Annotated in this window: 21 protein-coding genes; 11 read left to right on the top strand and 10 right to left on the bottom strand. The window is 66.0% G+C overall.

Features of this window, described 5'->3' with window-relative positions:
* The first annotated feature begins 113 nt into the window (after positions 1-113).
* The 3 genes from LPA35_RS06800 to erpA all read left to right on the top strand — a co-directional run bounded on the left by LPA35_RS06800 (position 114) and on the right by erpA (position 1,859).
* Positions 114-824, top strand: a complete 711-nt coding sequence (locus LPA35_RS06800) for a DUF6776 family protein (RefSeq protein WP_228896095.1) — start codon at positions 114-116, stop codon at positions 822-824.
* A gap of 210 nt (positions 825-1,034) precedes the next feature.
* Positions 1,035-1,433: a polymer-forming cytoskeletal protein gene (locus LPA35_RS06805; RefSeq protein ID WP_055394679.1), complete on the top strand. Its 399-nt coding sequence runs from the start codon at positions 1,035-1,037 to the stop codon at positions 1,431-1,433.
* A gap of 60 nt (positions 1,434-1,493) precedes the next feature.
* A complete protein-coding gene (gene erpA, locus LPA35_RS06810; protein WP_008907234.1) occupies positions 1,494-1,859 on the top strand; it encodes an iron-sulfur cluster insertion protein ErpA in 366 nt (121 codons plus the stop codon).
* An 88-nt stretch (positions 1,860-1,947) separates the two neighbouring features.
* On the opposite strand, the gene LPA35_RS06815 is transcribed toward erpA, so the two are convergent.
* The gene (locus LPA35_RS06815; RefSeq protein WP_255669575.1) at positions 1,948-3,063 is read right to left on the bottom strand and encodes an anhydro-N-acetylmuramic acid kinase; all 1,116 of its coding nucleotides are present in this window, start codon (positions 3,061-3,063) and stop codon (positions 1,948-1,950) included.
* A gap of 198 nt (positions 3,064-3,261) precedes the next feature.
* Positions 3,262-4,623 (bottom strand): M23 family metallopeptidase, encoded by a 1,362-nt coding sequence (locus LPA35_RS06820; RefSeq protein ID WP_228896096.1) that lies wholly within the window; start codon positions 4,621-4,623, stop codon positions 3,262-3,264.
* Positions 4,624-4,828: 205 nt separating this feature from the next.
* Between LPA35_RS06820 and tyrS the strand changes: the two genes are divergently transcribed.
* Positions 4,829-6,061 carry a tyrosine--tRNA ligase gene (gene tyrS / locus LPA35_RS06825; protein WP_228896098.1) on the top strand — a complete coding sequence of 411 codons (1,233 nt, stop codon included), beginning with the start codon at positions 4,829-4,831 and terminating at the stop codon, positions 6,059-6,061.
* Between the two features lie 95 nt (positions 6,062-6,156).
* Here tyrS and LPA35_RS06830 read toward each other — a convergent pair whose 3' ends face one another.
* On the bottom strand, positions 6,157-7,158 hold the full coding sequence (locus LPA35_RS06830) for a LysR substrate-binding domain-containing protein (protein ID WP_121421221.1): 1,002 nt from the start codon (positions 7,156-7,158) through the stop codon (positions 6,157-6,159).
* 132 nt (positions 7,159-7,290) lie between these two features.
* On the opposite strand from LPA35_RS06830, the gene LPA35_RS06835 reads away from it, so the two are divergent.
* The gene (locus LPA35_RS06835) at positions 7,291-7,830 is read left to right on the top strand and encodes a DUF2917 domain-containing protein (protein ID WP_228896100.1); all 540 of its coding nucleotides are present in this window, start codon (positions 7,291-7,293) and stop codon (positions 7,828-7,830) included.
* A gap of 105 nt (positions 7,831-7,935) precedes the next feature.
* Positions 7,936-8,313: a DUF2917 domain-containing protein gene (locus LPA35_RS06840; RefSeq protein ID WP_121421219.1), complete on the top strand. Its 378-nt coding sequence runs from the start codon at positions 7,936-7,938 to the stop codon at positions 8,311-8,313.
* 124 nt (positions 8,314-8,437) lie between these two features.
* On the opposite strand, the gene LPA35_RS06845 is transcribed toward LPA35_RS06840, so the two are convergent.
* Complete coding sequence (locus LPA35_RS06845; protein WP_121508510.1) at positions 8,438-9,046, bottom strand: TetR/AcrR family transcriptional regulator; 609 nt, start codon at positions 9,044-9,046, stop codon at positions 8,438-8,440.
* A 230-nt stretch (positions 9,047-9,276) separates the two neighbouring features.
* On the opposite strand from LPA35_RS06845, the gene fabF reads away from it, so the two are divergent.
* Complete coding sequence (gene fabF / locus LPA35_RS06850; RefSeq protein WP_228896804.1) at positions 9,277-10,551, top strand: beta-ketoacyl-ACP synthase II; 1,275 nt, start codon at positions 9,277-9,279, stop codon at positions 10,549-10,551.
* A 37-nt stretch (positions 10,552-10,588) separates the two neighbouring features.
* On the opposite strand, the gene LPA35_RS06855 is transcribed toward fabF, so the two are convergent.
* Positions 10,589-10,987, bottom strand: a complete 399-nt coding sequence (locus tag LPA35_RS06855) for a BLUF domain-containing protein (RefSeq protein WP_055394662.1) — start codon at positions 10,985-10,987, stop codon at positions 10,589-10,591.
* 126 nt (positions 10,988-11,113) lie between these two features.
* Between LPA35_RS06855 and LPA35_RS06860 the strand changes: the two genes are divergently transcribed.
* The 3 genes from LPA35_RS06860 to LPA35_RS06870 all read left to right on the top strand — a co-directional run bounded on the left by LPA35_RS06860 (position 11,114) and on the right by LPA35_RS06870 (position 14,258).
* Positions 11,114-11,869, top strand: a complete 756-nt coding sequence (locus tag LPA35_RS06860; protein WP_121421217.1) for a Crp/Fnr family transcriptional regulator — start codon at positions 11,114-11,116, stop codon at positions 11,867-11,869.
* A 167-nt stretch (positions 11,870-12,036) separates the two neighbouring features.
* Positions 12,037-13,467, top strand: coding sequence for a bifunctional UDP-N-acetylglucosamine diphosphorylase/glucosamine-1-phosphate N-acetyltransferase GlmU (gene glmU / locus LPA35_RS06865; RefSeq protein WP_228896102.1), 1,431 nt, complete (start codon positions 12,037-12,039; stop codon positions 13,465-13,467).
* Positions 13,464-14,258 carry an ATP-binding protein gene (locus tag LPA35_RS06870; protein ID WP_228896104.1) on the top strand — a complete coding sequence of 265 codons (795 nt, stop codon included), beginning with the start codon at positions 13,464-13,466 and terminating at the stop codon, positions 14,256-14,258. The genes glmU and LPA35_RS06870 overlap by 4 nt, the downstream gene beginning before the upstream one ends.
* A 145-nt stretch (positions 14,259-14,403) precedes the next feature.
* Here LPA35_RS06870 and LPA35_RS06875 read toward each other — a convergent pair whose 3' ends face one another.
* From LPA35_RS06875 to LPA35_RS06895, 5 genes are all read right to left on the bottom strand, one after another.
* On the bottom strand, positions 14,404-15,534 hold the full coding sequence (locus LPA35_RS06875; RefSeq protein ID WP_228896106.1) for a diguanylate cyclase: 1,131 nt from the start codon (positions 15,532-15,534) through the stop codon (positions 14,404-14,406).
* Between the two features lie 48 nt (positions 15,535-15,582).
* On the bottom strand, positions 15,583-16,635 hold the full coding sequence (locus tag LPA35_RS06880; protein WP_121421213.1) for a diguanylate cyclase: 1,053 nt from the start codon (positions 16,633-16,635) through the stop codon (positions 15,583-15,585).
* A 155-nt stretch (positions 16,636-16,790) separates the two neighbouring features.
* On the bottom strand, positions 16,791-17,117 hold the full coding sequence (locus LPA35_RS06885) for a MerR family transcriptional regulator (RefSeq protein ID WP_228896108.1): 327 nt from the start codon (positions 17,115-17,117) through the stop codon (positions 16,791-16,793).
* A complete protein-coding gene (locus LPA35_RS06890) occupies positions 17,114-18,109 on the bottom strand; it encodes a DnaJ C-terminal domain-containing protein (RefSeq protein WP_228896110.1) in 996 nt (331 codons plus the stop codon). The genes LPA35_RS06885 and LPA35_RS06890 overlap by 4 nt, the downstream gene beginning before the upstream one ends.
* 104 nt (positions 18,110-18,213) lie before the next feature.
* Entirely contained in the window at positions 18,214-18,723 is a 510-nt protein-coding gene (locus tag LPA35_RS06895; protein ID WP_228896112.1) for an Lrp/AsnC family transcriptional regulator, read from the bottom strand.
* Between the two features lie 139 nt (positions 18,724-18,862).
* Between LPA35_RS06895 and glmS the strand changes: the two genes are divergently transcribed.
* Positions 18,863-20,776 (top strand): glutamine--fructose-6-phosphate transaminase (isomerizing), encoded by a 1,914-nt coding sequence (gene glmS, locus LPA35_RS06900; RefSeq protein WP_228896114.1) that lies wholly within the window; start codon positions 18,863-18,865, stop codon positions 20,774-20,776.
* Positions 20,777-20,934: the final 158 nt, after the last annotated feature.

A 20,934-nucleotide genomic window follows, 5' to 3' on the forward strand; every position in this document is an offset into this window, starting at 1 on the left:
TGCGAAGCTTTCCTCGGACTGCTTTACAGAACAAAAAACCGCCTTCGGGCGGTTTTTTCGTTTAAGGTGCGCTCTTTTCTCCGAGCCATCCTGATGTTTCACCCCTTCTCACCATGCGCCTTCGCCTTCTGCGCCGCCGACTGACGATCAGCGCCCCGAGGGTGGCCATCCGCAGTGCCTTGCCCTGGCCCCTTCGCTGGCTGGCCCTGGCCGTGGTTTTTGGTTTCTGTGCGGCAGTAGCCCTTTGGGCCTTCGAGTTTGGAAAGTCCATTGCAGGTCTGGATACCGTCTCCCGGGACGAATTGCTTCAGCTGCGGGCCGAGGTGGACCGCCTGCGCGCCGAGGGGCAGGAGCAACAGACAGTGGCCCACACGGCCGAGAGCTTGCTGGTCGCCGAGCGGTCTGCCAAGGAGAGTTTGATGGCGCAGGTCCGCCAGCTGGAGGCCGACAACCGCACGCTGCGCGAAGACCTGGGGTTTTTTGAAAAGCTGATTCCTGCGGCAAAGACCGAAGGGCTCGCAATCCGCAGCTTGCAGGCCGAGGTGCTGGGGGGAATGCAGCTGCGCTGGCAGGTCCTGGTGATCCAGGCGACGCGCAATGCCCCCGAATTCAATGGCCGGCTGGAACTGGTTCTGACGGGCACCCAGGATGGCAAGCCCTGGACCCAGACCCAGCCAGCCCAGGGACAGCCGCTGCAGGTCAAGCAGTACCGGCGCATTGAGGGTGTGCTCGATCTGCCCCCCAGCGCCGTGGTAAAAACCGTGACCGCGCGCGTGCTGGAGGGCTCTGCGGTTCGCGCCGTGCAGGCGATGACCATCGACTAGTCCGGCGGCAGGGTTGGGAAGGCCCCTCCGGGGAGCCTCATCCAGCCTGCTGCAAGGCCCCATGCAGCCCTGCGCCGGTCGTTGTGGCAGGCAGGCAGGGGTGATGTGTGCGGGGCTTCGCGCCGTAGCCGTTTTCCGTGGGCTTTCTGCCCCGTCGTTTTCCGTTTGTATGCTCCGGGTTGGAGCATGCGCATTGAGGAGTTTTCACCCATGTTTTCCCGCAAGAAGCAGCCGCCGATCAAAAGCCTGATCGCCCAGGGCACCCGGATCGAGGGAGATGTGCACTTTGCCGAAGGCATGCGCATTGATGGCGAGGTGGTGGGGGACATCCGTGCGGGTTCGGAGCAGCCCAGCATCCTGGTGATTTCCGAGACGGCGCGCGTGGAGGGGGCGGTGCATGCCGACCATGTGATCGTCAATGGCCAGGTGGTGGGGCCTGTGCACGCTGCCGAACTGCTGGAGCTGCAGCCCAAGGCGAAGATCACCGGCAATGTGCACTACAAGGCGCTGGAGATGCACCAGGGCGCCGTGATTGCCGGGCAGATGTGCCCGGTGGCTGTGCTGGTGGAGGAAAAGCCCCCACTGAAGTTAGCGTCAAACGGGCAGTGAACTGAATTCCCGAGAAGACTGCAGTACTATTCACCGCAAACTTTGAACCCGGAGTACCCCATGAGCGCTGTTGCCGAAAACATCCAGACCGAAATGCCTGCCCCCATCCTGTTTACGGACAGCGCGGCGGCCAAGGTGGCGGACCTGATTGCCGAAGAGGGCAACCCTGACCTGAAACTGCGCGTTTTTGTGCAAGGTGGCGGTTGCTCGGGTTTTCAGTACGGCTTCACCTTTGATGAAATCACCAATGAAGACGACACCACCATGACGAAGAACGGTGTGTCGCTGTTGATCGATGCCATGAGCTACCAATACCTCGTCGGCGCCGAGATCGACTACAAGGAAGACCTGCAAGGGGCTCAGTTCGTTATCAAGAACCCCAATGCCACTACCACCTGCGGCTGTGGCTCCAGCTTCTCTGCCTGACACGGAGAGGGTAGGGGTCAGGTGGTACACACCGCTCTGTACCTGACCTCTTACCACGTAGCCGCCCGCATGGGCGGTTTTTGTTTTTTCAGGCTGGGTAAACAGCGCCCAGCACACGGGCTCCCGCAGCGCCGGTCACACTGGCCAGGTTGCCGGGCCGTCCGTGCAGCGCCTGCCGTGCCAGCCAGGCAAAGGCCGCAGCCTCCACCTGCAATGCGGGCAGGCCCAGGGTATCGGTGGCGGTGACCTGCACGCCAGGGCAGGCTGCCTGCAGCCGTGCCATCAAATGGGCATTGAGTGCGCCGCCGCCGCAAACTGCCATCGTTTGGCTATTTCTTTTGTAGCTGTTTGCGCTTATTGCACATGTGCGGGCGGTGTATTCGGTCAGGGTCGCTTGTACGTCGGCAGGGTTTGCCTGTGCGAACGGCGCTAGGTGGTGGGCGAGCCATGCGGGGTTGAACAGATCGCGCCCCGTGCTCTTGGGGGGTGGCTTGTGCAAAAAGGGTTCGTCCAGCAACGATGCCAGCAACTCCGGCAGCACCTTTCCGCTGGCAGCCCACGCGCCTCCTGCGTCGAAAGCCTGGCCGGTGTGCCGTTGGCACCAGAAGTCCATCAGCGCGTTGCCGGGGCCGCAGTCAAAGCCCAGCACACTGCCGTCGGCGCCCAGCACGCTGAGGTTGGAGATGCCGCCGATGTTGAGCACCAGCACGGTTTCACCCGCGCGGCCAAAAACCCCCTGGTGAAACGCTGGCACCAGGGGTGCACCCTGTCCACCTGCCGCCACGTCACGGCTGCGGAAATCGGCCACCACGGTGATGCCGGTGCGCTCCGCCAGCAGGGCTGGGTTGCCCAGCTGCAGGGTGTAGCCCGTGCCATCAAATTCCTGGGGGCGGTGGCGCACCGTCTGCCCGTGGGCGCCGATGGCGCGGATGGAGGATGCTGGCTGCCCGCTGCGCTTGAGCAGCGTTTGCACAATCTGCGCGTAGGCCCGCGACAGGGCGTTGCCTGCTAGCGCGGCGCGGTGCAATTCGTCAGTGCCCGAAGTGTTGAGGGCCATCAGTTCGGCTCGCAGTTCGGGCGCGAAGGGCGCGCTGGCATGGTGGGTGACCACGCAGTGCGAGCCGGAAAAATCGGCCAGCACTCCGTCGATGCCATCGAGCGAGGTGCCCGACATCAGGCCGATGTACAGCTCGGATGCACTCACAGGAGCCGTGTGGACTGTGAAGGCGTGGACGAAAGAGCCTCAGGTTCAGGGGCCCCAAGGCCCGGGCAAGCGGCGCGGCCGAGGCCAATGGCTGCCGCGCATGGGCCGCCGCGCCGCGTATGCGGCGCTTCGCTTGCGTGCGCTGGCGGCATCCTCCCGTGGGGGGAAGGCGCGAAGCGACTCAGGGGGGGCTTCACTTCACTCTGCGCTGGCTTGTTCGATCTGTGCAGCGGCCGACAGCTGGATGCGCATGTTGGCAGCCAGGCGGTCAAACGCAGGGCGCGAAGCCGCTGAGACTGGCGCTGCGGCCTCGCTCTGGGCCACGATGGTCTGCGGATCCTGGTGTACGCCGTTGACGCGGAACTCAAAGTGCAGGTGCGGGCCGGTGGCCCAGCCTGTGGCACCCACGGCGCCCAGGGTCTGGCCTTGTTCGACCGACTGTCCCTGGCGCACGTCGATGCGGCTCAGGTGGGCATACACGGTGACGTGCTGGTTGCGGTGCTTGACGAAGACCACATTGCCAAAACCGTTCTGCACGCCTGCAAACTCCACCACGCCATCGCCCACGGTGCGCACTGCGGTGCCGGTGGGCGCGGCGAAGTCGGTGCCCAGGTGGGCGCGCCAGGTCTTCAGGATGGGGTGCAGGCGCATCTTGAAGCCACTGGTCACGCGCGAGAACTCCACCGGCGAGGTGAGGTACGCGCGGCGCATGCTTTCGCCGTCCAGCGTGTAGTAGGCGCCCTTGGCGGCACCGGGTTCCTGGAACCAGACGGCCTCATGGGTCTTGCCGTTATTCACGAACTCGGCGCTCAGAACGCGGCCACTGGACAGGGGCTCGCCATCGGCTTCCAGCGTTTCGTACACCACCGAGAAGCGGTCGCCCTTGCGCAGGGAGCGGCGAAAGTCGATGTTGCCCGAGAACAGCTCGGCCATCTGCACGGCCACGGCGTCGGGGATGTTGGACGCATCGGTGGCGGCAAACAGCGAACTGTGGATGATGCCGCCCGCCAGCCGACTGTTGGTCGTCATCTTGGCGGTTTCGATGCGCGTCGCAAACTTGTTGTCGCCCGTGCGCTCGACGATCAGGCGGCGGAAGTTGCCACTGTCGTCCGGCACCCAGCGCACCGTCAGGCGAATCAGGCGGTGGTCGTCCGTGGTTTCTGCCGACACGATGCGGCCGGTGCGGCCCAGCACATTTTGTCGCACAGGAGTGTCACCACGCATGAATGCAGCGGCGGCCGGGTCGGCCACGCCCATGCGCTGCAGCAGCGACTCGGGGGTGTCGCTGGAGCGCACCTGTTCGGAGCGGAACAGCGAAAAGCCCGGGGCTTCCAGCTCGCCCAGCACGAGGTTTTCTGCCAGCGATTCAACGGGGTAGCTCACCATGCGCACCGGCAACTCGGCCGGGTCCGGCGCAAAGGACGCCACAGCGAATGCGCCCCCACCACCCGTCAGCAGGATGGCTGCGACGGCGGCGGTGATGCGTTTGGGATGTTGTTGGATCGTGCGGGACAGCCGGTCAAGCAAAGCCGAGCTGGCGGTGGTCAAGCCGTGAATCAATGGTCTATCCCCAGGGTGAGAGTGAATCCGTGACACTTCCCCGGCGCTGGCGCGGGGCAAGGCATGGAGCACAGACTGTCAGGCTGCAGCCGTTCGACAGAATGGTCAAAAACAGGTCGAAACAGCGGTCCCACTAGAATCCGCCTCAAGCAATGTGGGCTGAAGTATAGCGGTGCATGCTGTCTAGACATCCCAAAAAACCCTTATGAATCAATCTGCTGTTACAACAACCCCGGTCTCTGATGGTGTAAGACAGGCCCTCGAAATCTCCCTGCGTGGCGTGCAAGAGCTGCTGCCGCAGGACGAATGGGTCAAGAAGCTGGCGCGCTCGGAGGCCACAGGCCAGCCGCTGCGCATCAAACTCGGGCTCGATCCCACGGCTCCCGACATCCACATCGGCCACACGGTGGTGCTGAACAAGATGCGGCAATTGCAAGATCTGGGCCACCAGGTGATTTTCCTGATCGGGGACTTCACCAGCCTGATCGGCGACCCCTCGGGCCGCAACAGCACGCGCCCGCCGCTCACGCCCGAGCAGATCAAGGTGAACGCCGAGACCTATTACAAGCAGGCCAGCATGGTGCTGGACCCGGCCAAGACCGAGATTCGCTACAACAGCGAGTGGAGCGAACCCCTGGGCGCGAGCGGCATGATCCAGCTCGCCTCGCGCTACACCGTGGCGCGCATGATGGAGCGCGACGACTTCCACAAGCGCTTCACCACCGGCCAGTCCATTGCGGTGCACGAGTTCCTGTACCCGCTGATGCAGGGCTATGACTCCGTAGCCTTGAAGAGCGACCTGGAGCTGGGCGGCACCGACCAGAAGTTCAACCTGCTCATGGGCCGCCATCTGCAGCAGGAATATGGCCAGGAGCCGCAGTGTGTGCTCACCATGCCGCTGCTGGTGGGGCTCGATGGCGTGGACAAGATGTCCAAGTCCAAGAACAACTACATCGGCATCACCGAAGAGGCGAACACCATGTTCGCCAAGGTGCTGTCCATCAGCGACACCCTGATGTGGGACTGGTACACGCTGCTGTCGTTCAAGAGCCTGGCCGAGATCGCCGCGCTCAAGGCCGAGGTGGAGGGCGGGCGCAACCCCAAGGATGCCAAGGTGATGCTGGCCAAGGAGATCACCACGCGCTTCCACAGCGCGGCGGCGGCCGATGCGGCCGAACAGGACTTCATCAACCGCAGCAAGGGCGGTGTGCCGGATGACATCCCCGAACTGAGCCTGTCCGGCGCACCGCTGGGCATTGGAGCGCTGCTCAAGCAGGCCAACCTGGCGCCCTCGGGCAGCGAGGCCAACCGCCTGATCGACGGCGGCGGCGTGCGTGTGGATGGCAGCGTGGTCAGCGACAAGGGCTTGAAGCTGGCTGCGGGCACCTACGTGGTGCAGGTGGGCAAGCGCAAGTTCGCAAGAGTGACTTTGTCCTGATTTTTAACTCAGATTGGCCGGCAGCGCTTGTCGAATAAGCGCTGGCAGCTATCAAAATAAAAGCGCTGAAGCCGCAAGGCCCAGCGCTTTCTTCATCAGGCCCCGTCCAGGTTGTCGTTCAAATCCGGATCGGGCACATCGCCAATTGCCTGGCGGGTGGCCTCGGCCTGCACCTGCAGCCAGGCGCAGAAGGCCTTGATCTCCGGCCGCTGCGCGCTGCGTGGCCCCACCATGAGCCAATAGGCCAGCGGCGAGTCGATGCGGTGGCCGGGCAGCACCTCCACCAGGTCGCCAGCGGCCAGCGCATCGGCAATCAGCGGCATGCGCGCCAGTGCCAGGCCCTGGCCGGCCAGCGCGGCCTGCACGATCTGGTGGGCGTAGTTGAAGTACAGCCAACGCTGGGGTTGCAGCTTGGTCAGGTCGCGCGTGTCGAACCAGCGGCGCCAGCTCAGGTACTCCAGGTAGTGCGTGCGGTGGGCGTCGCCTGCCTCGATCAGGGTGAACTGCGCCACGTCGGCCGGCGTGCGCAGCGGTTTGCCGCTCTTGAGCAGCCAGGGGCTGGCCACCACGGCCAGTTGCTCGCCAAACAGGCGGATGCCGCCTTGCGTGGCGCCGGCGGGCATGGCGTAGCGCAGGGCCAGGTCCACGTCCGAGGTTTCCAGGTCCACCTGCACGTCGCTCGCATCAATGCGGATGTCGATGCCGGGGTTGTCGCGCTGAAACTCCTCCATGCGCGGGATCAGCCACATCGATGCAAAGCTGGCCCAGGTGGTGATGGCCACACTGCGTCGCCCGGCCGTCTGACGCACCAGGCGCACGGCGGCGTCCATGCGCTCCAGCGCCGGGCCCACGGCACGCTGCAGCTGCGCGCCCGCGCTGGTCAGCTCTACCGCGCGGGTGTGGCGCAGAAACAGGGGCACGCCCACTTCTTCCTCCAGCGCCTGGATCTGGCGGCTTACGGCCGACTGGGTGAGCGCCAGTTCGTCGGCGGCGGCGCGGAAGTTGAGGTGTTTGGCCACGGCCAGAAAGGCGCGCCAGTGCCCGGTGGCCACGGGGCGGGTGCGAAGGACGGCGGGGGAATATTCGGCAGAGGCCATGGCAGGTGTCCTGGAGGGCGATTCATGCGTTGACGGAATGAATAGCGTACCGCGTTTTCATTGGACTGTGTACGGTGGAAGGCGCACCATTCAGGCTCCTCAACACGTTTTACTGAAGCCAAGGAGCCTGTCATGTCCCCCCGCAACGTTCTGGAATCGCAACAATCCGTCCACGCCGCCCTGGCTGGCCGTCGTGCGGCCGGTTGCTGGAAACTGGCCACAGGCCGGGCCTTGTCGCTGCGGCCGCACACCCATGGTGTATTGCAGATTGCGCAGGGGCAGGTCTGGCTCACCCTGAGCGGGTCTTTGGCGGATTTGCCGGGTGCGGCGGCCGATCATGTGCTGCGGGCTGGGGAGCAATTGACCATTGCGCCGGGCCAGCATGTGGTGATGGAAGCCTGGAACCCCCGGGGCAACGCTGAGGCCGTGGCTTTCCGTTGGGACAGCGTGGTGGCACCCGCCACGGCGCAGCCCGCCAGCCTGGCCGCCCGCGACTGGGAATGTGGCGTGGTGCAGCCGCTGCGCGACCTGGTGCAGGCACTGGGCCAAAGCGGGCGCGCCCTGGGTGCGGCGCTGGCCGATGTGACGGGTGCAGGCGGCCGGTTCGCCGCCGGTCTGGCCCGGTTTGCTCTGCATCGGATAGCAGCACCGCTACAGCGCAAGCCCGCTTGAAGCGTATATGCAGGAAAAGCATCAATAGGTGCCGTGCTTTTCATTGGACGTTGTTCTGCAAGCCGCGCACCATACGGTCTTATTAGGGTTTACCCGGAGAACACCATGACAACCTCTCACGCTCTTCATCTGTTTGCATCTTCCCGCGCGCTGGGCGCGGTCGCTGGTAGCACCGGCAACGTGGCAGCGGGCGCTGCTGTCACGCTGGCACCCAAGGTTGCAATGACTTTGCGCATTGCCGAAGGCCAGGCCTGGGTCACGCTGGGCAAGGGCCTGGGCGACAGCAGCGACGTGTTCCTGTGCGCAGGGCAGTCGCTGCCCGTGGCTGCGGGCCAGTCTGTGGTGGTCGAGCCGCTGAACGGCCGCCGTCTGCAGTACCGCTGGGTGGATGGCGATGCCGCCAGTGCCCGCCCCGCATCCTGGTGGCGCCGTGCGTCCGTTGGCAACGGGGCTCCCGCCTGGGGCGATGCCTGCTGCGCCTGACCTGATCTGAGGCGCTCGGTCGCCTCGGTTGGGTGTGGGGTTAGAGTCAAAAGAGCTGCTACCGCTTGTCCATCAAGCGGTAGCAGCTCTTTTTTTAATAGCGAACGGGGCAAGCACCAGACCGTCAGCGCGGCTCTTCGCCCAACAGCCCAATCAGCTGGGTCTGCAGCGTTGTCAGCAGTTCATCCGACAACGCGGGCTGCGCCGCAGCGGTGGCTCGGGCCAGCACCAGCCCGCCGACCATGGTGGCCAGCACTTGTATCGCGCAATCCCGGTCTTGTGACCGCACGGTTGCGCTGCCTGCCTCGGCCCTGCTGTCGACCAACAACTGGGCAAACCGCTGGATGTTGCGCTCGATGCCCTCGGCAAACACTTCCGACAGCCCACCGCCCGCCCGTGCGGCGTCCACCGCCAGCGCGGCGACGGGGCAGCCGGTGCCCGGCGCGTCGCGGTGCTGGGGCGAGAGGTAGCGCTGGATGCGCTCGCCCACGGTGGTGTGGGGTGTGGCGCCTTCCAGCGGGGTCATCGACCAGTCAAACGCCCGCGCACACGCCTCCTGCACCAGCGCGTCCTTGGAGGCGAAATGCCGGTACAGCCCGCCGTGGGTGAGCCCGGCGTTGCGCGTGATGTCGGCCACGCCCACTCCGGTCAGCCCCCGCTCGCGGTACAGGCGGGAGGCTGCATCCAGGATGCCCTGCCGGTTCTCTGCGGCCTGTGCTTTGGAAACCTTCATGGGAGCCTCTTATTGATTGCGAGCGTACGCAAAAAGCGGTTGTGCCTTTATGATGATGGCTGCAATCATAAAGGCGCGGGCCCTTTCCGCGCGTCGATGCAGCGTCCCAGAACCGGTTCTTGGTGCTGCGCCTAATTTGTCTGACGAGGTGAATGCATGAAAAAAATGATCCCTGGCGGCCGTGGTGCCCAGGTGTGGAGTGGTGTGTGCCGCGACAAGGCGGTGGCCTGATGCGGCGCGTTGTGGTCACGGGCATGGGCCTGGTGTCGCCGCTGGGCTGCGGCGTGGAACTGGTCTGGCAGCGCCTGCTGGCCGGGCGCTCGGGCCTGTCACGCCTGCCGGACGCGGTCACGGACGGCATTGCCGCCAAGGTGGCGGGGCAGGTGCCGGATGTGGCGCAAGACCCCGAAGGCGGCTGGGATGTGGACGCCATCGTCTCGTCCAAGGACCAGCGCAAGATGGACCGCTTCATCCCCTTTGCGCTGGGCGCGGCGCAGCAGGCGCTGGCGCAGGCTGGCTGGCCGCCTGCCGATGAGCGTGCGCGCGAGCGCACGGCCACGGTGATCGCTTCGGGCATTGGCGGCTTTGGCGCGATTGCCGAGGCGGTGCGCACCACCGACACGCGCGGCCCGCAGCGCCTGTCGCCGTTCACGGTGCCCTCCTTCCTCGTCAATCTGGCCGCAGGGCAGGTGTCGATTCGCCATGGCCTCAAGGGGCCGCTGGGGGCGCCGGTCACCGCGTGCGCCGCCAGCGTGCAGGCGATTGGCGACGCAGCGCGCCTGATCCGCAGCGGCGAGGCCGATGTGGCCCTGTGCGGCGGTAGCGAGGCGGCCATTGACCGCGTGAGTCTGGGCGGCTTTGCAGCGGCCAAGGCGCTCGGCACGGCGTTCAATGACACCCCTGAGCAGGCATCGCGCCCGTTCGATGCGCAGCGCGACGGCTTTGTGATGGGCGAGGGCGCGGGCATGCTGGTGATCGAGGCGCTGGACCATGCCCTCGCGCGCGGAGCCACGCCGCTGGCCGAGCTGGTGGGCTACGGCACGTCGGCCGACGCGTACCACATCACCTCCGGCCCCGAAGACGGTGACGGCGCAGCGCGCAGCATGCTGGCAGCGCTGGCGCAGGCAGGCCTCACGTCGCAGGACGTGCAGCATCTGAACGCCCACGCCACGTCCACCGGGGTGGGCGACCGGGGCGAGCTGGCCGCCATTCGCCGTGTGTTTGGCGCGGGGTCACAGGTGGCCATCAGCTCCACCAAGTCGGCCACGGGCCATCTGCTGGGGGCGGCGGGCGCGGTGGCCGCCATCTTCACGACGCTGGCGCTGCGCGACCAGGTGGTGCCGGGCACGCTGAACCTGCACACGCCCGATGCGTTGGCCGAGGGGCTGGACTTGGTGGCGCTGCGGCCCCGGCCCATGGCGCTCTCCCACGCCATGCTCAACGGGTTTGGTTTTGGCGGCGTGAACGCCACGCTGGTCCTGCGGCGCTGGCCGGTAGCCGCTTGACGTCTGGTGTCTGCCCCGTGCTGTGGGGGGGGCGGTCTCAGTGGACGAGTTCGCCCCGCACGGCTTCGAAGGCGGCCAGGGCTGCATCCCCATCCAATTTCTCCATGCGGGCGAGTGCATCCTCGTCTTCCACGGTGCTGAATGCCAGACTGAAGTGTTGAAAACGCCGGCCCGCCAGCGGGCCGTGGTGCAGCACCTCGACGTTGACATGGCGGGGGTCGTTGCGGATGCGTTCGATGAGTTTGAGCACCGCCTTCTGCGGACCTTCGAGCTGCTGGCAAAAACGCTGGCCGTCAAAAATCAGCAATCCCGTCACGTCCAGCTCCGCGTTGACCTGGCGCGCTCGCCCGGCAATCTCGGCCACCACGCTCAGCGGTTGCTCGGGGGCGAGGGTGCTCACGTAGAGGACCTCGTAAAGGGCGGGGGATACGTTCATAAGTGAGGCCCAATGTAGGGGGCACACGGCGGTTGCACAATGTCAAAAGACATAGATGTAACTGCTGCGCCACCCGGCGCGTTGTGGTGCTGTCGCCAAATGTGAATCGATGAGAATTGCGCCACCATGAACGCCACCCTGCCCGCCCATGTCTGCCCTCCAACGTGCCACGATTGCAGATTGCGCAAGACCGGCGCCTTCACCGCCGTGAAGCCCGAGGTGCTGGACTTCATTGAAGGCTTTCGCACCGACAGCCTGGCCGTAGAAGCAGGCGGCGCGCTGGTGCGCGAAAACCAGACCAACGCCAAGCTGTTCACGCTGTATTCGGGCTGGGCCTTTCGCTACAAGACCATGAGCGACGGGCGCCGCCAGATCCTCAATTTTTTGCTGCCTGGCGACCTGGTAGGCCTGCAGCAGGAGTTTGGCGATGTCTCCACCCATGGCATCGAGGCGCTGACCGATTGTTCGCTGTGTGTGTTCCAGAACGACAGCCTGTGGGCGCTGTTTCGCGAGCACCCGCGCCTGGGCTACGACATCACCTGGCTGTCGGCCCACGAAGAAGGCCATGTGGACGACAACCTGCTTACCGCAGGCCGCCGCAACGCCACCGAGCGCGTGGCCATGCTGCTCATGCACCTGTACCGACGGCTCGACCGCATCGGGCTGGTGGAGGACGGCACAGTGGCGTTCCCGCTCAACCAGCAGCACATTGCCGACGCCCTGGGGCTGTCGCTGGTGCACACCAACAAGACGCTGCGGCGCCTGTCGCTGCTGGGCCTGCACGAGCTGAAGAACGGCCGCTTGCGCCTGCTTAACACCCGGGCTCTCGCGCGCATCGCCGAGTACTACGACACGCCGCCCCGGCTGATGCCGTTGCTGTAAAACGCTGTCTGCTGCGGCAGAAATCTGAGAGAAATGGCCTCTATCGCTTGATAGGTAGCGCGAATAGCTATTGTTTTAATAGCTTTTTGCGCCCAGCTGGCTGCAGCCGATAATCCACGCCATGCCCGCGTGCCGGGCTTTTGCAGCGCCCACCCATCTCCTCTTTCATGACCTCACTCGACATCCTCATCATGGCGGCCGGCAAAGGCACGCGCATGAAAAGCCGCCTGCCCAAGGTCCTGCAGCGCCTTGCTGGCCGCCCCTTGTTGCACCACGTGCTGGACCAGGCTGCGCACCTGCAGGCCCGCAGCGCCATCGTCATCACCGGCCATGGCGCTACAGAAGTAGAAGCAGCTACCGCAGGTGCAGCAAGCGCTAGCGCCTCTTTTGACCTCAAATTCGTGCGCCAGGAACCCCAGCTGGGCACGGGCCATGCCGTGTTGCAGGCCGTGCCGCACCTGCGCGAAGACGGCACGGTGGTGGTGCTCTCGGGCGATGTGCCCCTGACCCAGGCCGACACCCTGCGCGCCCTGGTGGCTGCCAGCGAAGGTGGCAAGCTGGCCCTGCTGACGGTGACCCTGCCCGACCCCACCGGTTACGGCCGCATCGTGCGCAATACATCGGATGCCGTGCAAGGCATCGTCGAACACAAGGACGCCAGCGACGCCCAGCGCGCCATCACCGAGGTCTACAGCGGCATCATGGCCGTGCCCGCGCGGTTGCTCACGCCCTGGCTGGCGCGGCTGACCAACAACAACGCGCAGGGCGAGTACTACCTCACCGACATCGTCGCCATGGCCGTGGCCGACGGTGTGCCCGTGGTGGCCCACCGCATCACCGACGCTCTGCAGGTAGCAGGCGTCAACAGCCCGCTGCAACTGGCCGAGCTGGAGCGTGCGCACCAACTGCGCCAGGCGCGGGCGCTGATGGAGCAGGGCGTGCGCCTGGCCGACCCGGCCCGGTTCGATGTGCGCGACGACACCCGCACCGGCGTGCGTGGCGAGCTGGTCTGCGGGCAGGACGTGGAGATCGACGTGAACTGCGTCTTCACCGGCCGCGTGGAGCTGGGCGAGGGCGTGAGCATTGGCGCGAACTGCTGCATTGCCAATGCGCGCATCGCGGCAGGCGCGGTGATCCACCCCTACACCCACATCGACGGCGAAAAGCTGGGCGCCACCGTGGGCGAGGGCGCGCTGATCGGCCCCTTTGCCCGCCTGCGCCCCGGCGCCCAACTGGGCCGCGAGGTGCACATCGGCAACTTTGTGGAAGTGAAGAATTCCACCCTGGCCGATGGTGCCAAGGCCAACCACCTGGCCTACCTGGGCGACGCCACGGTGGGCGAGCGCGTGAACTACGGCGCAGGCAGCATCACCGCCAATTACGACGGCGCCAACAAGCATCGCACGGTGATCGAGGCCGATGTGCATGTGGGCAGCAACTGTGTGCTGGTGGCGCCGGTGACGATTGGCGCAGGCGGCACGGTGGGTGGTGGCAGCACCATCACCAAGAGCACGGCGCCGGGGGCGCTGAGTGTGGCACGGGGCAAGCAGGTGAGCATTGCCAACTGGGCGAGGCCCGCCAAACAGCCCAAGCCATGAACGAACCAGACGCCAGCGCCGGGGACGAGCTGCAGCAATTGCAGGGATTGCGCGCCGAACTGGCCCGCAGCCAGCAGCAGGTGGCCGACATGGCCGCTGCGCAAGAGGCGTTCTTGCGCGCCGTGTCGCACGACCTGCGCGCGCCGCTGCGGCACGTGACGTCGTACGGCACGCTGGTGCGCGAGGTGCTGGGCGACCTGCCGCCCGAAGTGGTGCATGGTGCCGAGGTGCAGGAGGCGCTGGGTTTTCTGGCCACGATGGACCAGTCTGCCCGGCGCATGGGGCTGATGATCGACGGCCTGCAAGCCCTGGTGCGCGCCAGCCGCGCGCCGCTGCGCCTGCAGCGTGTGCCGCTGGGCAGTGCCATCGCCCAGGCGCGCGCCGCGCTGGCCGCTGCCGAGGCCGGGCGGGCGGTGGAGTGGCGCATTGCGTCGGATTTGCCCACTCTGCAGGCGGACCCCACGCTGCTGCAGGAGCTGCTGGTGCAAGTGTTGGGCAATGCCCTCAAGTTCACCCGCCCCGTGGCGCACGCGTGCATCACGGTGTCGGCGGATGCGGCACCCGCAGGCCAGGTGGCTTTTACGGTGCAAGACAACGGCGTGGGCTTTGACCCCGCGCGCGCGGGCAGCTTGTTCGGCGTGTTCCAGCGCCTGCACCGCGAGACAGAGTTTGACGGCGTGGGCGCGGGGCTGGCGCTGTGCCGCGCGGTGGCGCAGCGCCATGGCGCGCAGATCAGTGCCACGGCGGTGCCGGGCGGTGGCTGCACGGTGCGTGCGTGCTGGCCGGGGTGAGCAAGGATTTGACAATTTGCTATTAAAAATATAGCTTTTTGCGCTTGATGGATAATCGCTGGCGGCAATTTTTATGCTGATTCCTGGGTCCCGCAGCGTTGTCAGCGCCCCGGGCTCAGCAGGTGCAGCAAACCCCCTTCCGTGTTCAATGGGTCTGCACCACCGGCGCAGGTGGTGCCGCGTGGGATGTCTGCGCTTCATGGTCTGCCACCTGGTTGCGCCCGGCGTTTTTGGCGCGGTACAGGGCGGTGTCGGCGTCATTGATCCACTCGCGCAGGCCCGCCTGGTGGGGCGCGGCTTCTGCCAGGCCGATGCTGCTGGTGAGGTGCAAATCAGGCTGGTCGCGCAGGTGCAGGGCCGCGATGCGGCTGCGAATGCGCTCGGCGATGGCCAGCGCATCGGCTGCGCGGGTGCCGCTGAGCACCACCGCAAATTCGTCCCCGCCGTAGCGGCCTGCGTGGTCGTGTGCGCGCACGCAGTCCAGGATCACCTGGCCCACGGCGTGGATCACTTCGTCCCCCACGGTGTGTCCGTGCAGGTCGTTGATGGACTTGAAGTGGTCGATGTCGATCATCAGCAGGCAGGCGGGGCTGCCGCTGGCGTGAAACCGCTCCAGGCTGAGCTTGGCCTGGTCCTGCCAGTGGCTGCGGGCCACCAGGCCGGTCTGGGCGTCGGTGCGGCGCAGGCTCTCCAGCTCGCGGTTTTGCCGCGCCACCGTGCGGATCAGCCGGTAGCTGGACGTGCTGACCGCCAACCCATGCACGATGAGCAGGGGCAGGGTGCACACCACCACCAGCAGCGAGCTTTCCAGGCGCGGCTCGGGCCGCAGCAGCAAGGTCATCAGCAGGCACATGCCCGCCATGCCGGGCAGGGAGTGCAGCCACAGGCGTTTGATGCCGGTGCTGAACTTGTCGTAGGTGGTGATGAGGACCATCACCACGCAGGGCAGCAGGTTGAAGTGCAGCAGCGGCACCCACATGCCAGCGATGGCCGAGTCAATCAGCAGATTGCGCACTTCGGCCCGGTAGGGATCGGCGCTGTGCCGGGCCAGCAGGTAGGCCAGCTGGGGCCAGACCAGCGCGGTGACCCCCAGCAACCACCACATCCACGCCGGAGACTGGTTGTCGTGCAGAACACTGCCCAGCAACACGGCACCCAGGCCCATGCCCAGCATGCGCAACGGGTAGATGCGGCGGTAGGTCAGCCGCTCCGACGCGGGGCAGATGCCACCGTGGCGGCGGTAAGAAGCAGGCTGCGGATCGTTCGCGGGGGTCATGCTGGCACGGGGCGGCGAATGTGGTGTTCTGGAACCGGTTCTGGGCTGCTACACCGCAGGCGCCAGCGCTGGCTCCATGCACCCCGCCACGCGGTTGCGCCCACCGTTTTTGGCGGCATACAGCGCGGCGTCGGCGGCGTCGATCCAGGCGCGCAGGTTGCTGTGGCGGTGGTCGGCGGGGGCTACGCCGATGCTGCTGGTGATGCGCACGCCGGGCAGGCTGCGCAGGCGCACGCCTTCGGTTTGCTCGCGGATGCGGTGGGCAATGGCCAGCGCGTCCTTGGCGAGCATGCCCGGCAGCACGATGGCAAATTCATCGCCGCCGTAGCGCCCCGCGCAGTCGCCCGCGCGCACGTTGCCGCGCACCACATGGGCCAGCGCGCGGATCACCTCGTCACCCACGGTGTGGCCATGGGCGTCGTTGATTTCCTTGAAATGGTCAATGTCCAGCATCAGCATGCAGGCGGGTTCGTTGCTGGCGTGGTGGCGGCGCAGCGCCGCCTCGGCCTGCTCTTGCCAGTGGCCGCGCCCGAACAGGCCCGTGAGCGCATCCACGCGCCGCAGTTCGTCCAGCATCTGGTTGTGCCTTGCCGACTGGCGGATGAGCTGGTAGCTGACCATGCTGACCGACAGCGTGTGCAGCGCCATCACCGGCAGGCAGGCAACCATGACCCGCATGGAGGTTTCCGGCGCCCAGTGCAGGCCGGCCAGCGCCACGCCCGCCAGCCCTCCGACCAGCATGGCGGGCAGCGCACGCGCCCACAGCCCGCGGATGCCGGTGGTGATCTTGTCCACCATGGTCAGTGTCAGCAGCAACACGCTGGGCAGCAGGTTGAAGTGCATCAACGGCACAAAGCTGGCGGCCAGTGCGGAGTCAATGAGCAGGTTGCGGGTTTCAGCGCGGTAGGGGTCGGCGCTGTGCCGTGTGATCAGGTAGGCCACATGGGGCCACACAAAAGCAGGCAGCACCATGGCCAGCCAGGCGGTGACGCTGGCGTGGCGCTCCCACAGCACCACGCCCACCACCATGCCACCGAGCCCCATGCCCAGAATGCGCAGGGGGTAGATGCGGCGGGGCATCTGGCGGCGGGGTGTGGGCATGGATGGATAGGGTGATGCCGCTCGTGCTGCGCTCTGGGGGGGCGGGCTCGCGAAGGGGCTGGGGGGAGCTTACATGCCCCTGTGGGGCGATGCCAGCATGAAATGACCAGGTGCTGCGGCGTGGCCCCCCAGTGTTCCGTCGTGCTCTGCTGCGTTCAACGGCCTTTCAGGTGCTGCAGTTGCTGGCGCAGGGCGGTGACTTCCTCGATCAGGTCGGCCGTGAGCGCGGCCAGGTGCGGATCGGCGTCGAAGGTGAGTTCCAGGTGGGCAATGCGCCGGGCGCGCACTACGGTGGCCCCGCTGAAGCGCCAGGCCGAGCGGTCGCCTTCGCCTTCGGTGCCAGCCTGCAGCAACCCCTCCTGCAGCCGCGCGGCCACCCAGTCGGCATCCATGCGGCAGGCGCGGGCCAGGGCGTCCAGCGTGAGGGCGGCGCTGCCATCGTCGAGCAGTTCTGCGGGGGGCGTGGGGGAGTGGGCGCTCATGGCTGGGCTCCTTGCGCAGCGCGCGGGTTGTAGTGGGGAAAGGCCTGGGCCAGCGCGGCGTACGCAGCGCGTTCGGCATCGGTGGTGGCCGGTGGCAGGGCCAGGTGCAGTTCCAGATAGAGGTCGCCCGGTGGTGTGCCCGGAATGCCCCGGCCCTTCAGGCGCAGCTTGCGCCCCGCCTTCCAGCCTGCGGGCACGGCCACCTCGATGACCGAGCCGCCCGGCGTGCCCACCTCGACCGAGGCGCCCAGGGCGGCCTCCCAGGGGGCCACCACCAGCGGCAGGTAGACATCGCGGCCCTCCGCGCGCCAGCGCGGGTCGGGCTTGAACAGCACCTCCAGAAACAAATCGCCCGCCGGTGCACCACCCCAGCCCGGGCTGCCCTGGCCAGCCAGGCGGATGAGCTGTCCTTCGCGCACGCCCTGCGGGATCTTCACGGCCAGGTGGCGCTCGTCGCGCACCAGCGATCCATCATCGGCCTGGTGCGCGCTTTGCAGCGTGAGGGTGCGTTCGGCGCCCTGGTAGGCGTCGGCCAGGTCCAGCTCGATGCGGGCGTGGTGGTCTGCGCCGCGCTGGGTGGGGGGCTGTCTTCCGCTGGTGTGTTCGCTGCGCCCCGCGCCACGCGCCCGGGCGGCGCGGCCAAACAGTTGTTCAAAAAAGTCGCTGTAGTCGCCCGGAGCGCCATCTGGGCCGCCATGGGTGCCCGCGCCGTCCGAAAACTCGAACCCCGCATCCCAGTGCGGGGGCGGGCGGAAGTCCTGCCCCGGCTGCGTGCTCGGTTCTTGCGCGAGGCAGTCGTAGGCGGCGCGTTTTTCCGGGTCGGAGAGCACGGCGTTGGCCTCGTTCACCGCCGTCATGCGCGCCACGGCGTCGGGCTCCTTGCTCACGTCGGGGTGGTATTTGCGCGCCAGCTTGCGGTAGGCCTTCTTGATCTCGTCGGCCGTGGCGGTGGGGCTGACCCCCAGCGTCTGGTAGTAGTCCTTGAACTCCATGCGGCGTGGCTCCTGTGTGTCCAACCACTCTATGCCGATGCGGCGGGAAGGCAAGAGGACTGGGACAACTGCATGCAAAGGGGCTGTCAACCATTTGCTATGAATTAAATAGCTGTTTGCGATTTCTGATCAAGCGCTAGAGGCACTTTTGTGCCAAATTTCGCCCTGCGGGTTGCAAAGAAGGCCTTCACGTTGCGCACATTGGCATCGCCCGTGAACAGGCGCTGCGACAGCGCCAGGTATCCCGGCATGTCCCGTGTGTGCACCACCAGCACAAAGTCCGGCCCGGGCGATACGCGCCAGCATTGCTGCACGGCGTCGTCGGCCACGGCGCGGGCTTCGAACGCGTCAAGCTGTTCGGCGCCTTGGCGGTCCAGCGACACCTCGACGATGCAGGCCAGCCCGTGGCCCTGAATGGCCGCCAGCCGGTCGGGCTGCAGGATGGCCACCTGGCGCTCGATCAGACCGGCATCGTGCAGGCGCTTGACGCGGCGCAGACAGGTGGGCGGGGAGACATGCACCTGTTCGGCCAGGGATTGGTTGCTCTGCGCCGCGTCGGTTTGCAGCAGGTTGAGCAGCTGCAAGTCTGTGCTGTCGAGTGATATGGATTCCATGATTTTCTATAAATTGAATAAAAATTTCATACATTGCGTTTGATGAAATTTAAGTTCAATTTCATTGAAATATAAATCGATAATTTTTCTCGACGCTGCGTACGATCCGCCCATCGAATCCAACCCAAGGGCAAACACCATGTGCGGCATCGTCGGCGCGGTCTCTACGCGCAACATCGTTCCCATCCTCGTCCAGGGCCTGCAGCGGCTTGAATACCGGGGCTATGACTCCTGCGGCGTGGCGGTACATGCCTCCAGCCTCGATGCAGCGCGCCCGGCGGGCCTGCAGCGCGCCCGCAGCACCGCCCGCGTGGCTGAGTTGCTGGAGCAGGTGACCACCGAACACATCGACGGTGCCACCGGCATTGCCCACACCCGCTGGGCCACCCATGGCGCGCCCGCAGTGCACAACGCCCACCCGCACTTCAGCCACGGCACTGGCGCAGACGCGCAGGCCCAAAGCGCAGGCCGCGTAGCCCTGGTGCACAACGGCATCATTGAGAACCACGAAGAACTGCGCAAGGCGCTGCAGGCACGCGGCTATGTGTTTGTGAGCCAGACCGACACCGAAGTCATCGCCCACCTGGTGGACAGCCACTACAGCGGCGACCTGTTCGACGCCGTGCAGGCCACCGTTGCCGAACTGCATGGCGCCTACGCCATCGCCGTGATGCACAAGGACGAACCGCACCGCGTGGTGGGTGCACGCGCTGGTTCGCCGCTGATCCTGGGGGTTGGAAACGGGGGCGCAGAGCACTTTCTGGCCAGCGATGCCATGGCCCTGGCGGGCGTCACTGACCAGATCGTTTATCTGGAAGAGGGTGACCTGGTGGACCTGCAGCTGGGCCGCTACTGGATCGTGCGCAAGGACGGTGCCGCACTCACGCCCGAACAGCGCCCCGTGCGCACCGTGCTGGCCCACAGCGGCGCGGCCGAGCTGGGCCCCTACCGCCACTACATGCAAAAGGAAATCTTCGAGCAACCGCGTGCCATCGCCGACACGCTCGAAGGTCTGGCAGGCATCGTGCCCGAGCTGTTCGACGGCGCGGGCCAGCATGGCGAACCTGGCGCCGCCGCCTGGCGTGTGTTCAAGGAAATCGACAGCGTGTTGATCCTGGCCTGCGGCACCAGCTACTACAGCGGCTGCACCGCCAAATACTGGCTCGAAGACATCGCGGGCATCCCCACGCAAGTCGAAGTGGCCAGCGAATACCGCTACCGCACCAGCGTGCCCAACCCACGCACCCTGGTTGTCACCATCAGCCAGTCTGGCGAGACCGCTGACACCCTGGCCGCGTTGCGCCACGCGCAGAGCCTGGGCATGCAGCACACGCTGACCATCTGCAATGTGGCCACCAGCGCCATGGTGCGCGAATGCAAGCTGGCGTACATCACGCGCGCCGGTGTCGAGATCGGTGTGGCCAGCACCAAGGCCTTCACCACCCAGCTGGCGGGCTTGTTTTTACTGACGCTGGCGCTGGCCCAATCCAAAGGCCGTTTGAGCGACGAGCAAGAAGCCGCCCACCTCAAAACCATGCGCCACCTGCCCGTGGCCTTGCAGGCCGTGCTGGCGCTGGAGCCACAAATCATCAGTTGGGCCGAAGACTTTGCCCGGATGGAAAACGCTCTCTTTTTGGGCCGGGGCCTGCACTACCCCATTGCGCTGGAAGGCGCCTTGAAGCTCAAGGAAATCAGTTACATCCACGCCGAGGCCTACCCGGCCGGTGAACTCAAGCATGGCCCCCTTGCCCTGGTCACCAGTGCCATGCCCGTGGTCACCGTGGCGCCCAATGACACCTTGCTCGAAAAGCTCAAGAGCAACATGCAGGAAGTGCGTGCGCGCGCCGGCGTGCTCTACGTGCTGGCCGACGCCGACACCCGCATTGAAAGCAGCGACGGCATCCATGTCATCCGCATGCCCGAGCACTACGGCCCCTTGAGCCCGCTGCTGCACGTGGTGCCGCTGCAGCTGCTGGCGTACCACACCGCGTGTGCGCGGGGGACGGATGTGGACAAGCCCAGAAATCTGGCGAAGAGTGTCACGGTGGAGTGACGCGCAGGGTAAGGGGATTTTTGATTACAAGAAATAAAGTTCGTCGGATAATCCGGGTAATTAAAGTCGTAAACTCGCAAATAAAGTCGTAAACAGGCCTCTAGCATTCATGCGGGTTTGCGGGGCGGTCATTTGTAACTGTAAAGTCGTAAACTCGA

This window comes from Acidovorax sp. Leaf73 (assembly GCF_916855635.1).
Classification (GTDB): Bacteria; Pseudomonadota; Gammaproteobacteria; order Burkholderiales; family Burkholderiaceae_C; genus Acidovorax; species Acidovorax facilis.